Origin of the sequence: Streptomyces sp. NPDC008125 (assembly GCF_042957125.1) — a bacterium.
In the GTDB taxonomy this organism is placed as follows: domain Bacteria; phylum Actinomycetota; class Actinomycetes; order Streptomycetales; family Streptomycetaceae; genus Streptomyces.
The window spans coordinates 495,467-507,846 of the sequence record NZ_JBIBHR010000001.1 but is presented as its reverse complement, the minus strand read 5'-3'; the positions used below and the strand labels follow the sequence as shown (position 1 = coordinate 507,846).

The window sequence follows — 12,380 nt, the reverse complement described above, 5'->3', positions numbered from 1 at the left end:
CGAGAGCCTCAGTCCTGCTTCTTGCGCCGGGTCCCGAAGACGATCTCGTCCCAGCTGGGCACCGCGGCCCGGCGGCCCGGGCGGACGCCGTCCGCCTCCGCCTGACGGTCGGTGGTCCCGGTGAGCCGGTCCCGGTGACCCGCGACGGCGCGCGGCATCAGCACGTCGGCGTACGCGGACCCGGCGCCCGCCGACGCGGCGGCGGCCGGCGGATCGTCCGCCGCCGGCTCCTCGGCGGCAGGTTCGATCGCCGCGGGCTCCGGCTGCGAGGGGCGCTCCGGTACGACCATGTCGCCCCGGAAGCTCGGTACCGCCTCCAGCAGGCTGGTCAGCGAATCGCGTTCGGCGGCCGTCGGGGCGGAGAACTCCTCCGGTTCGGCGTGCCGGTCCATCTGCCGGTCCAGGGCCCGGTCCAGCGGCCGGTCCCGGGGCAGCCGGGCGATCCTCGGTACGAACGGGAAGCTCGGCTCCGGAGCGGTGACGTCCGACTCACCGATGAGCGAGCGCGCCTCGTCGTCGACGGCCTGGACCAGCCGCCTCGGCGGGTCGTAGGTCCAGCTCGCGGAGTGCGGTTCGCCCGCGACGCGGTAGACCAGCAGTACTTCCCAGGTGCCGTCGTCGCGACGCCAGGAGTCCCACTGAACCGTTTCCTTGTCCGCGCCGCGCAGCAGCAGACGCTCCTGTACCGCGTCGCCGAGCTGGGGGCCGGTGTTCTCGCCGGGACGGCGTACGGGAGTCTTCCGGGCCCGCTCGGCCATGAAAGCGCGCTCCGCGAGCACGGGGCCCTCGAAGCGGCGGACACGGTCGACGGGAATCCCGGCGAACTGGGCGACCTCCTCGGCGGAGGCACCGGCTCGTATCCGGGCCTGGATGTCCCGCGGGCGGAGGTGGCTCTCCACCTCGATCTCGATCTGTCCGAGCCGCGCGCGGTCGTTGCGCACCGCGGCACGGAGACGCTCGTCGATCGGAAGCGTGTACTCCGTGCTGTCCGCAGCCTTGAGCACCAGTCGTGTGCCGTCGTTGGAGACGGCCACGACACGCAGTTCGGGCATGGGGACCTCCCGGGTGGTGCCTGCCGACGTCACGTGCGTCGCTGCTTCCGCTAGTCGAGTGTGGCCTGCCCGGGTGCAGCCTGCCACAACCTTGCCAAGTTGCCCGGCGTGTGTCGGGCCTTGGCCCTGGTACGCCTCCGTGACACGGTTACCCATGGTGACGCAGAACGACCGGTGCGGTCGCCCTGTGCAACGAGTCTCCGTGCGATGCGTCGGCGCCGCCGGTTCGAGTGCCGCCTTCGGCCCCCTCCCGCAGGACCCGGATCACCCTTGCGGGAGTCCGGCCCCAGGGCTCGTCACAGTACTCCATTCGGGCCACCGGGGTGGACCGGCACGCCGTCCGAGTTGTCGACGGGTGTCCTCGGCGACGCTGGTTGACGGCGGGCATGAGGGTGGACCTACCCAATCGCCGTCCGTTTGCCCCTGCCCCGTGTCCTGCTTCACAGAATCACCAGAAACGGAACTATCCACTCCGCACAAAGGTCTCTTCCTGTTGCAGGGTGGGAGAGATGTCAAGCAAGGGCTGGTCATGGTGCAGAAGCCGGAAAGAGACATAAAAACGAAGGAAAGGCGCATAGACCTGAATGTGCCGCAGGTCGCCGGCAGCGCCGTGGCCGCGGTCGCGGCCGCCGTGGCGGCCTCACAGCTGGGGGTGTACGGAACGATCCTGGGCGCGGGCGTGATGAGCATCGTCGCCACCTGCGGAGGCTCCGTCTTCCAGCACTTCTTCCGCCGCACGGGCGAGCAGATCCGCGAAGTCACCGTGCAGGTGACCAACCCGGGGGGCCGTCAGGTCGCCGTACGGACCCGCGAGACGACGCGAGGCCGCCGCGGTGCCACGTACGTCCCGGCAGGTGCCGACGGCGACCCCACCGGTACCCGGGTGATCGACCGTGCGCAGACGATCGACAGCACCCTGCTGACGGAGCGCACCCGGCTGATCGACCGCGCCCGGCCGTCCGACGCGGACCGGACGCGGATGCTCCGCCCGTCCGCCGCGGCGGACACGGACCGGACCCGGTTGTTGCGGGCCGTCCCCGCCACGGCGGGCGAGCCGGACGACGCCACCCGGCAGCTGCGGATCACCGGTCCCGGGCTGCCCCCGGGGGAGGGCGGACCGGACGAGGGGTTCTCGGCGGCGACCACCCACGGCACCGCCCGCCGCAGCCGGCGGAAGCCCGTCGTGGCGGCCGTCGTGGTCTTCGTGGTGTCGATGCTCGGGATCACCGGCTTCGAGCTGGTCTCGGGCAACGACCTCAGCGGCGGCAACGGTACGACCGTGGGCTCCGTCGTCCGGGGCGGCGACGCGCGCACGGCCGATCCGCGACCGCCGGCCGGTACGGAACCCGGCACCGGCGACGAACAGCCCGGTACCGGACCGAGTGGCACTCCCGGCACCGGCACCGGCACCGGTACCGGCCAGGACGGAGACGGCGCGTCGGCCCCCGCGACCACCGACGACGACGGCGCGTCCACCGTCCCCGCCCCCTCGCCGACCGACGGCGCCACCACCCCGGCGCCCTCGCGGACGCCGGCGCCCGAGTCGTCCGGCGACGGCGCGAGCACCGCGCCCGAACAGACCGCCGACGGCACCGGCACGGCCACCGAGGACCCGGCAGCCGGCGGCGACACCGGCGGGGAGTGATCGCACCCGTACCGGCTGCCGACGGAGCCCCGGCCGCCGCCCCGTGAGGGCGGCGGCCGGGGCTCCGTCCTGTGCGGCGGCCCGTCAGTCGCCCAGCACGCGCCGCAGATAGTCGTTGCCGAACACCCGGTCCGGGTCGAGCCGGTCGCGTACCGCCGTGAATTCGCCGAAACGCGGGTAGACCTCCGCGAGGTACGCGGCGTCCCGGGTGTGCACCTTGCCCCAGTGCGGGCGGCCCCCGTGCGCCGTCATGATCCGCTCGACCGCCGTGAAGTACGCCTGGTGGGGCGTGCCCCGGTAGAGGTGGACGGCGATGTAGGCGCTCTCCCGGCCGGACGCCGTGGAGAGGGCGATGTCGTCGGCGGGAGCGGTGCGGACCTCCACCGGGAAGCTGATCCGCAGCGGCGACCGGTCCACCATCGCCTTGACCTCGCGCAGCGCCGCCACGGCCGCCGCGCGCGGAAGGGCGTACTCCATCTCCACGAAGCGCACCCGGCGCGGGCTGGTGAACACCTTGTAGGGGATGTCGGTGTACGTACGGGCCGACAGGGCCCGGCTGGATATCCGGGCGATCGAGGGGATGGCCGCCGGGAAGGCCCGGCCCACCGAACAGGCCACCTGGAAGATCCCGTTGGAGAGGAGCTCGTCCTCGATCCAGCCGCTGATCCGGCCGGGCGGGGCGGTGGGGCCGGCGCTGCGGTTGTTGCGCTTGGTGTTGCAGTTCCCGGTGTGCGGGAACCAGTAGAACTCGAAGTGCTCGTTCTCGACGACCAGCTCGTCGAAGCCGGAGGTCACCGCGTCGAACGTCATCGGCTCCTCGCGGGCGGTCAGCAGGAAGACCGGCTCCACGGCGAAGGTGATCGCGGTGATCACGCCCAGCGCGCCGAGCCCGATCCGTGCGACCGCGAAGACCTCCGGGTTCTCCCGCTCGGAGCAGCGCAGCACCGTTCCGTCCGCGGTGACCAGCTCCAGGGCCCGGATCTGGGCGGCGATGGACGCCGAATCGCGCCCGGTGCCGTGCGTGCCGGTGGAGGTCGCCCCGGCGACCGTCTGCTCCATGATGTCGCCCATGTTGGTGAGCGACAGGCCCTCCCGGGCGAGAGCGGCGTTCAGCCGCTTGAGCGGAGTGCCCGCCTCCACGGTGACCGTCATCGCCTCGCGGTCGATCCCGCGGATGCCGGTGAGCAGGTCGGGGCGGACGAGCACCCCGTCGGTGGCGGCCGCCGCCGTGAAGGAGTGACCGGTGCCGACCGGTTTCACCCGCAGGCCGTCCTCGGCGGCCCGGCGCACGGCGGCGGCGAGCTCCTCCACGGAGGCCGGCGAGACCTCCCGTACCGGCCGGGCGGTGACGTTCCCCGCCCAGTTGCGCCACGCGGTCGTCGTCGCGTCGGTGCTGGTCATCTTCCCCACGCCTTCCCGTCTGCGCCGGCCCGCGAGGCACCGCAACCGGTGCGGCAAGGGCCTTCGTGGTGATCCGCCGACGGTGCGGCGGCCGGGCCCGGGGCAGGGAACGTCACGACCAGGAACGGCATGTTCCCGGCCAGTTGGAGGGGGATCATACTCACGGCCGCGGGGCGCGCCCGCCGCCCACCCCGCCCCGGCGGTCCGGGCGGATGTCGGTTGCGGTGCTCCCGCCGGCGGATGGCAGGATCGGAGCCATGTCCGATCTGCGCGATCCCGCTCCCTACGACGCCCTGCTGCTGCTCTCCTTCGGCGGCCCCGAAGGCCCGGACGACGTGGTTCCGTTCCTCCGGAACGTCACCCGCGGCCGGGGCATCCCCGAGGAGAGGTTGCAGGAGGTCGGCAAGCACTACTTCCTCTTCGACGGCGTCAGCCCGATCAACGGCCAGAACCGGGACCTCCTGGAGGCCCTGCGCAAGGACTTCGCCGACCACGGCCTGGACCTCCCGGTCCACTGGGGCAACCGCAACTGGGCCCCGTACCTGACCGATACCCTCCGCGAGATGACCGAGGCCGGACACCGTCGCATCCTCACCCTCGCGACCAGCGCCTACGCCTCCTACTCGGGATGCCGGCAGTACCGCGAGAACCTCGCCGACGCGCTGGAGACCCTGCGGGCCGAGGGTCTGACGGTGCCGCGCGTGGACAAGCTGCGCCACTACTTCAACCATCCCGGCTTCGTCCGGCCCATGATCGACGGAGTGCTCGCCTCGCTCGCGAGCCTCGGCGACGAGGAGCGCGCCGGAGCCCACCTGGCGTTCACCACGCACTCCATCCCGGTGTCGGCGGCCGACACCTCCGGGCCGGTGGAGGACCACGGCGACGGCGGGGCCTACGTCGCCGAGCACCTCGATGTCGCCCGGGCGATCGTCGGGGCGGTGCTTGAGGAGACCGGCGTCGCGTACCCCTGGCAGCTCGTCTACCAGTCCCGCAGCGGTGCCCCGCACATCCCGTGGCTGGAGCCCGACATCTGCGACCACCTGGAGACCCTGCACGGCGACGGCGTCCCGGCGGTCGTGATGGTTCCCATCGGGTTCGTCTCCGACCACATGGAGGTCCTCTACGACCTCGACACCGAGGCCACCGCCAAGGCCGCCGAGCTCGGGCTGCCCGTCCGGCGGTCCGCCACCGTGGGAGCCGACCCGCGTTTCGCCGCCGCCGTGCGCGACCTCGTGCTGGAGCGCGCCGCCACCGAACAGGGGTACCGCGTGGACCGCTGCGCGCTCGGCGCCCTCGGCCCCTCGCACGACCTCTGCCCGGTCGGCTGCTGCCCGGCGCGCGCGCCGAAGCCGGCCGCCGCGGGCGCCGACAGCCCGTTCTCCTGACCGCGCCGCCCCGGCCCGGACAGCCGGACGGGAACCGATCCGCCGTCATACCGCCGACGCCCGTGCCCGACCCCGACTTCCTGGGAGTACCGTGACCGACCCCCTGCTCGTCGAACTCCTCGACCTCGCGCGGACCGCCGCCACCCGCGCGGGCGCCCTGCTGCGCGACGGCCGCCCCGCCGACCTGGGCGTGGCCGCCACCAAGTCGAGCCCCATCGACGTCGTCACCGAGATGGACATCGCCGCCGAGAAGCTGATCACCGGCTACCTCTCCGAGCACCGGCCCCAGGACGGCTTCCTCGGTGAGGAGGGTGCGAGCCGTGAGGGCACCAGCGGCGTCCGCTGGGTCATCGACCCGCTGGACGGGACGGTGAACTACCTCTACTCCCTGCCGACCTGGGCGGTCTCCATCGCCGCCGAACTCGACGGCGAGCGGGTCGTGGGCGTGGTCGAGGCGCCGATGCGCGGCGAGACCTTCCACGCGGTGCGCGGCGGCGGCGCGTACGTGAACGGCACCGCGCTGCGCTGCCGCCCCGCGCCGCCGCTGGACCAGGCGCTCGTGTCGACCGGCTTCAACTACGTCACCACCGTCCGCACCCACCAGGCCGACGTCGCCCAGCGGCTCATCCCCCGGCTGCGGGACATCCGGCGCGGGGGCTCGGCCGCCATCGACCTGTGCGACGTGGCGGCGGGAAGGCTCGACGGCTACTACGAACGCGGACTCCACCCCTGGGACCTGGCCGCCGGAGACCTGATCGCCCGCGAGGCGGGCGCGCTCACCGGCGGGCGACCGGGGCTGCCGGCCGACGGTGACCTGACGGTCGCCGCCTCGCCGGGCGTCTTCGAGCCGCTCCAGGCCCTCCTCGAAGAGCTGGGTGCCTGGCACGACTGATGCCGACCGGGCCCGGATGCGCGAGAACGCCCGCCGGATCTCCTTCGGGAGGATCCGGCGGGCGTTCTCACGTGATGCGGGTGATCCGCGGGGGTGAGGCTCCTGTGCTGCGGCTCGGTGGTGCGTGCGGCTCCCGGGTGCGGGTCTTTCTCGGGTCAGACGGTGGTGGCGCCGGTCTCGACGCCGTGTTCGGCGGCGAGGCGCAGCAGATCGTCCAGTTCGCTCTGCTCGACGTCCGCGAGGAAGTCGTCGCCCGTCTCGCGGGCACGGGTGAGGTCGGACTCGGTCGTCCTGATGCGGTGAAGCAGACCTGCGGTGAAAGCGTCCATGAAGCGCCCCCTCGGCGTGGGTCGGTGGCACGGGGGTGTGCCGGGATGTCTCGGGCCTGGTCCCGAGTGCCGTCGGTCACGCGGCCCCTCCGGGAAAAGGGGCGGCAGTGGCGAGCCACTTACGTGGCGTGATCGCGGGTGTAAATGCGTCCTCCCCGAGCCCGCAGAGGGAGAAACCTCAACTCGCCCGCGAATATGCCCCCTTCTTCGATTCGTCTCGAACCCGCAGGTCGCCGTGGGTCGCCTTACCGCCGGTTTATGGGCGTTGCGTGCAGGATGGTCGCGAACAGTCGGCCCGACGTGCCCCGACAAGGGGCCGGCCGGGCCCTTCCCGGACGTGCGGAACGTCCGTGGGAACGACATCTGAGAAGGGACAGTGCCGTGCGCGTACTCGTCGTCGAGGACGAGCAGCTGCTCGCCGACGCGGTGGCCACCGGACTCCGCCGCGAGGCGATGGCCGTCGACGTGGTCTACGACGGAGCGGCGGCCCTGGAACGGGTCGAGGTCAACGACTACGACGTCGTGGTCCTCGACCGGGACCTGCCGCTCGTCCACGGGGACGACGTCTGCCGCAAGATCGTCGAGCTGGGCATGCCCACCCGGGTGCTCATGCTCACCGCTTCCGGGGACGTCAGCGACCGGGTCGAAGGACTGGAGCTGGGGGCCGACGACTACCTCCCCAAGCCTTTCGCCTTCAGCGAGCTGACCGCGCGGGTCCGCGCGCTGGGCCGGCGTACGACGGTGGCGCTGCCGCCCGTCCTCGAGCGGGCCGGCATCAAGCTCGACCCCAACCGCCGCGAGGTCTTCCGGGGCGAGCAGGAGATCCAGCTCGCGCCGAAGGAGTTCGCCGTGCTGGAGGTGCTGATGCGCAGCGAGGGCGCGGTGGTCTCGGCCGAGCAGCTGCTGGAGAAGGCCTGGGACGAGAACACCGACCCCTTCACCAACGTCGTACGGGTGACCGTCATGACGCTGCGCCGCAAACTCGGCGAGCCCCCGGTCATCGTCACCGTCCCCGGTTCCGGTTACCGGATCTGAGCGATCCGATGGCCACGTCCTCGACGCCGCTCCCGGCGCCCCCCAAGCCCACCTGGGACCCCAAGCAGCAGGATCCCACCTCGCCCTGGCTGCGTCCCACCATCCGGATACGACTGACACTCCTCTACGGCGGGATGTTCCTGATCGCGGGCATCGTGCTGCTCGCGATCATCTACATGCTGGCCGCGCAGGCCCTGCACGACGCGGGAGGCCCCGCCTTCCAGGTGTCCGGCACCAATGTCCGGATCTCCAGCCCGACGTGTCCGCAGCTGGCGGTCTCGCAGAACAACGACCAGCTCAACGACGGCATCAAGGCCTGCACGGCCTCCCAGCGCCAGCACGCGCTGGACAGTCTGCTGAACCGGGCCCTGCTGGCGCTCGTGGGGCTCAGCATCATCGCGTTCGCCTTCGGTTACGCGATGGCGGGCCGCGTCCTTTCCCCGCTCGGCAGGATCACCCGCACCGCCCGCAGGGTGGCGGGGACGGACCTGTCGCGCAGGATCGAGCTGGACGGACCGGACGACGAGCTCAAGGAGCTCTCGGACACCTTCGACGAGATGCTGGACCGCCTGGAGCGCGCGTTCACCGCGCAGCAGCGGTTCGTCGGCAACGCCTCGCACGAGCTGCGGACCCCGCTGGCGATCAACCGCACCCTGCTGGAGGTCCACCTCTCCGACCCGGCGGCCCCTCCTGAACTCCAGCAGCTGGGCAAGACGCTGCTCGCCACCAACGAGCGCAGCGAGCAGCTGGTGGAGGGTCTGCTGCTGCTCGCCAGGAGCGAGAACCAGATCGTCGAGCGGAAGCCGGTCGATCTGGCCGAGGTCGCCGACCGCGCCATCGACCAGGCACGCGCCGAGGCGGCCCAGAAGGGCGTGGAGATCCGCGGCGGGCGCGGGCCCGCCGTCGTCCAGGGCAACGGCGTCCTGCTGGAGCGGATCGCCCTGAACCTCGTACAGAACGCGGTGCGCTACAACGTCCCGGAGGACGGCTGGGTGGAGGTCACCACCCACTTCGGCCCCGGGCAGGCGCTGCTGGTGGTCTCGAACACGGGTCCCGTGGTGCCCGCGTACGAGATCGACAACCTCTTCGAGCCGTTCCGGAGGCTCCGTACGGAGCGGACGGGGAGCGACAAGGGGGTCGGTCTCGGCCTGTCGATCGCGAGATCCGTGGCGAGGGCCCACGGAGGCCGTATCATCGCGGAGCCCCGAGAGGGGGGCGGCCTCGTGATGCGCGTCACTCTGCCCGTCTGAAAAGCGTGACGAAGCGATCGGGGGGAGGGTCCATTGCTTTCGCTTTGAGCGGAATTTTCGTGATGCGTCCCCGGTTTGTCCCTGTGTGATCGATCACAGGGGCCTCAGGGGGTGCATCTACTCTCCGTGAGCTCCCACCGGGCGTAACGCCGGGAAACGCCCGGGTTTTCGGGGGGTGGTATCACGGGAAGTACACGGGGTGGCACCCGTGTAGCCCGGCATCCGGACCGTGTACGGTCCCCTTCGCCACCCAAGACGACCGCTCGGCAGCGGCCGGTTCGGGTGTCGATTGAGTAACAGACCTTGATGTGAGGCAAAATCTCCGCCTCAGGTCGGGCACAAGTCCGGCCTCTCACGCGTTACGTGCGCTGAGACACCCGCAGACACCCAAGAGGGGGAGAGCGACATGGCAACGGATTACGACACCCCACGCAAGACCGACGACGACGTCGATCAGGACAGCCTGGAAGAGCTGAAGGCACGGCGGAGCGACAAGACCGCGTCCGCCGTCGACGTCGACGAGTTCGACGCCGCGGAGGGCCTTGAACTGCCCGGCGCGGACCTGTCCAACGAAGAACTCGCCGTTCGCGTTCTGCCCAAGCAGGCCGACGAGTTCACCTGCATGAGCTGTTTCCTCGTGCACCACCGCAGCCAGCTGGCTCGTGAGAAGAACGGCCAGCCGATCTGCCGCGACTGCGACTGAGGCAGGCCCGCCGTGACAGGCGACAGACCGTTCCGGAAGCGGCGCTCACGGCGCAGTGAAGGGCCGGAGGCGAATGAGGGCGGTACGGGCCCGGCAGAAGGCTTGAGTGCCCCTGACGGGCGTCACAAGGCCCCGCACGACCCCTCCGGCACGACTGACGACGAGCGGGGCCATCCGGCCTCGCTCGAAGTGGCCCCGGCGGCCGGCCTGCCGGACGGGGCCGGACAGGCCGGGGAGACCGGCGACCAGGGGACCCCGGCACCCCGGGCGACCCTGACCGGGCCGCTGGACGCTTTGAAACGGGGAGTGCACAAGGGCGGGGAGAGCGCGAGGGCGGTCGCCGGACATCTGGCCGACCGGATCATCGACACGGCTCCCCGTGTCCCCGTGCGCGACCTCGCCACGCTCCGCCGCCACTTCCCGGGACTCGGTCCCGAGGAGATCGCGGACCGCCTGATCGCGGGCGCGAGCAAGGCCACCGCGGCCGTGGGCGCCGGCATCGGAGCAGCGGCCATGCTGCCCGTACCCCCTGCCATGCCGGCCGAACTGGCGGCGGAGATCACCGGGGTCGCCGCGATCGAGCTGAAACTCGTCGCCGAACTCCACGAGATCTACGGCAGGCGCCCTCCGGGCAATCTCACCCAGCGCAGCACCGCCTACCTCACGTCCTGGACGGAGGAGCGCGACGTCGACGTCACCCGCCCCGTCACGCTCAACGCGGCCCTGGGCGGCCAGATGAAACGCGAACTGCGCCAGCAGATCATGAAACGCATGGCGCGCGACCTGCCCAATCTCATCCCCCTGATGATCGGCGCGGCCGTGGGCGCGGCGATGAACCGCCGCGACACCAGGAAGCTGGCCGGGCACATCAGGAAGGACCTGCGGAAACACCAGGTCCCCTGGGACCGGCTCACCGCGCTTCCCGCGCTGGAGCAGCCCGCGGAGCCCACCGTCGTCCCGCCCGAGGCGGAGGGCCGCTGAGGGAGCGCCGGCCGCGCTTCCCTCGTCCCCGCTTCCCCCCTCGCGCGCTCAGTCCTGCGCCGCGACCGCTCGGTCCTGCGTCGCGTCCGGCGCCGTGGAGAGCGCCGCGATCAGAGCCTCCGGCTCGCGCGTCGAGAGGTAGAGATAGGGCGTGGGGTCCGCGGGGTCGGTCACCTTCACCCGCACCGCCGTCGGGATGTAGCCGCGCAGCAGCATGAAGGCGCGGGCGTCCGCCTTGTACGTGCGCCAGGCCCGGGCCTCCTCCGCGTCCAGCGCCTCGGCGTCCCCGAGCGCCGAAAGCGGGATCCGCGCCTCCCCGGCGACCAGGGAGTCCGCGACGACCCGGATGCGGACGGAGCCGTAGGAGCTGACCACGACCGCGGTCGCCGCCGTGCCGCCGACCAGCCCCGCGAGCAGGAACAGGCCGCCGAGCGGCAGGAGCATCAGCGCGCAGGCCACCCCCGCCCCGAAGGCGATGAGCCACCAGGTGCGGGGTGCGGTGAGGCGTTCGTCGAAGGGCGGTACGGAAGGCTGCATGGGAACAAGCTTGGCACGGCGAGATACGCGGTCGGGCTCGCGGGTAAGGTCTGCGCGTGTGAGTGGAACATCTGCAGCTCTGACACCCCCGGCCGACGCGGTGGCACCCGTGCGGCATCCCGACGCGCCCGCGCCCGGGCAGCTTCTCGGCTCGCACTACGAACACTGTTTCGGCTGCGGCGGCGGGCAGCCCCACGGGCTGCACCTCGCGGCCCGGGCCGGCGAGGGCGTGAGCGTGACCGCCGAGTTCACCGTCCGCCCCGAGCACCAGGGCGCGCCGGGTCTGGCGCACGGCGGGATGCTCGCGACGGCGCTGGACGAGACGCTCGGCTCACTGAGCTGGCTGCTGCGGGTCATCGCGGTCACCGGCCGGCTGGAGACCGACTTCTCGGCCCCCGTACCGGTGGGGACCGTGCTGCACCTGGACGCACGGGTCGTCGCCGTGCACGGCAGGAAGATCTACTCCACCGCCACCGGCCGGATCGGCGGCCCCGAGGGCCCCGTCGCGGTGCGGGCCGACGCCCTCTTCGTCGAGGTGAAGGTCGACCACTTCATCGACAACGGCCGCCCCGACGAGATCCGCGCGGCGATGGCCGACCCCGACCAGATCAAGCGTGCCCGAGCCTTCGAGGTGAACCCGTGACCCGCCCTCCCGTCGACGTCCTTCTCCGGCGCCTGGATCCGGAGGTCCCGGTTCCCGCGTACGGCCATCCCGGCGACGCCGGTGCCGACCTGGTGACCACCGAGGCGGCGGAGCTTGCTCCGGGGGAGCGCGCGGTGCTGCCGACCGGCGTCTCGATCGCCCTGCCGGACGGCTACGCGGCCTTCGTGCACCCCCGCTCCGGCCTCGCGGCCCGCTGCGGAGTAGCCCTCGTGAATGCCCCGGGGACGGTGGATGCCGGGTACCGTGGAGAGATCAAGGTGATCGTCGTCAACCTCGACCCGCGCGAGACCGTGCGGTTCGAGCGTTTCGACCGGATTGCCCAGTTGATCGTCCAGCAGGTCGAGAAGGTGCGCTTCCACGAGGTCGCGGAACTTCCCGGCTCGGCACGGGCCGAAGGGGGATTCGGGTCCACCGGCGGTCATGCCGCGGTGGACGGTGTCGGGGGCGGTATCACCCCGGGTGGGAACAACTACGCTTCGGTCGTATCCGACCGGGAAGGACAGTGA

Annotated in this window: 13 protein-coding genes; 9 read left to right on the top strand and 4 right to left on the bottom strand. The window is 71.9% G+C overall.

All coding sequences use genetic code 11. The features are described from left to right. Window positions 1–8: 8 nt before the first annotated feature. Window positions 9–1,052 (bottom strand): septation protein SepH, encoded by a 1,044-nt coding sequence (gene sepH / locus ACFZAX_RS02105; RefSeq protein ID WP_390958150.1) that lies wholly within the window; start codon window positions 1,050–1,052, stop codon window positions 9–11. A gap of 529 nt (window positions 1,053–1,581) precedes the next feature. On the opposite strand from sepH, the gene ACFZAX_RS02100 reads away from it, so the two are divergent. Continuing rightward, window positions 1,582–2,697, top strand: coding sequence for a hypothetical protein (locus ACFZAX_RS02100; protein ID WP_390958148.1), 1,116 nt, complete (start codon window positions 1,582–1,584; stop codon window positions 2,695–2,697). Between the two features lie 84 nt (window positions 2,698–2,781). Here the strand turns inward: ACFZAX_RS02100 and ACFZAX_RS02095 are convergent, their stop codons facing one another. Next, window positions 2,782–4,098, bottom strand: coding sequence for a D-arabinono-1,4-lactone oxidase (locus ACFZAX_RS02095; protein ID WP_390958146.1), 1,317 nt, complete (start codon window positions 4,096–4,098; stop codon window positions 2,782–2,784). A 257-nt stretch (window positions 4,099–4,355) separates the two neighbouring features. Between ACFZAX_RS02095 and ACFZAX_RS02090 the strand changes: the two genes are divergently transcribed. Both ACFZAX_RS02090 and ACFZAX_RS02085 read left to right on the top strand, forming a co-directional pair. Continuing rightward, complete coding sequence (locus ACFZAX_RS02090) at window positions 4,356–5,483, top strand: ferrochelatase (protein ID WP_390958144.1); 1,128 nt, start codon at window positions 4,356–4,358, stop codon at window positions 5,481–5,483. A gap of 91 nt (window positions 5,484–5,574) precedes the next feature. Continuing rightward, complete coding sequence (locus ACFZAX_RS02085) at window positions 5,575–6,375, top strand: inositol monophosphatase family protein (protein ID WP_390958142.1); 801 nt, start codon at window positions 5,575–5,577, stop codon at window positions 6,373–6,375. 155 nt (window positions 6,376–6,530) lie between these two features. Here the strand turns inward: ACFZAX_RS02085 and ACFZAX_RS02080 are convergent, their stop codons facing one another. After that, window positions 6,531–6,704 (bottom strand): hypothetical protein, encoded by a 174-nt coding sequence (locus tag ACFZAX_RS02080; protein WP_327178405.1) that lies wholly within the window; start codon window positions 6,702–6,704, stop codon window positions 6,531–6,533. Window positions 6,705–7,085: 381 nt separating this feature from the next. Here ACFZAX_RS02080 and ACFZAX_RS02075 point away from each other — a divergent pair, with 381 nt between their 5' ends. From ACFZAX_RS02075 to ACFZAX_RS02060, 4 genes are all read left to right on the top strand, one after another. Further along, on the top strand, window positions 7,086–7,739 hold the full coding sequence (locus tag ACFZAX_RS02075; RefSeq protein WP_275491683.1) for a response regulator transcription factor: 654 nt from the start codon (window positions 7,086–7,088) through the stop codon (window positions 7,737–7,739). Window positions 7,740–7,747: 8 nt separating this feature from the next. After that, a complete protein-coding gene (locus ACFZAX_RS02070) occupies window positions 7,748–8,989 on the top strand; it encodes an ATP-binding protein (RefSeq protein WP_390958140.1) in 1,242 nt (413 codons plus the stop codon). Between the two features lie 406 nt (window positions 8,990–9,395). After that, complete coding sequence (locus ACFZAX_RS02065; RefSeq protein ID WP_003965732.1) at window positions 9,396–9,692, top strand: DUF4193 domain-containing protein; 297 nt, start codon at window positions 9,396–9,398, stop codon at window positions 9,690–9,692. 12 nt (window positions 9,693–9,704) lie between these two features. Continuing rightward, on the top strand, window positions 9,705–10,673 hold the full coding sequence (locus ACFZAX_RS02060) for a hypothetical protein (RefSeq protein ID WP_390958138.1): 969 nt from the start codon (window positions 9,705–9,707) through the stop codon (window positions 10,671–10,673). A gap of 48 nt (window positions 10,674–10,721) precedes the next feature. Here ACFZAX_RS02060 and ACFZAX_RS02055 read toward each other — a convergent pair whose 3' ends face one another. Next, window positions 10,722–11,210, bottom strand: a complete 489-nt coding sequence (locus tag ACFZAX_RS02055) for a DUF3093 family protein (protein ID WP_390958136.1) — start codon at window positions 11,208–11,210, stop codon at window positions 10,722–10,724. 58 nt (window positions 11,211–11,268) lie between these two features. Here ACFZAX_RS02055 and ACFZAX_RS02050 point away from each other — a divergent pair, with 58 nt between their 5' ends. Beyond that, window positions 11,269–11,853: a hotdog domain-containing protein gene (locus ACFZAX_RS02050; RefSeq protein WP_390958134.1), complete on the top strand. Its 585-nt coding sequence runs from the start codon at window positions 11,269–11,271 to the stop codon at window positions 11,851–11,853. Next, window positions 11,850–12,380: a dUTP diphosphatase gene (gene dut / locus ACFZAX_RS02045; RefSeq protein WP_266709948.1), complete on the top strand. Its 531-nt coding sequence runs from the start codon at window positions 11,850–11,852 to the stop codon at window positions 12,378–12,380. The genes ACFZAX_RS02050 and dut overlap by 4 nt, the downstream gene beginning before the upstream one ends.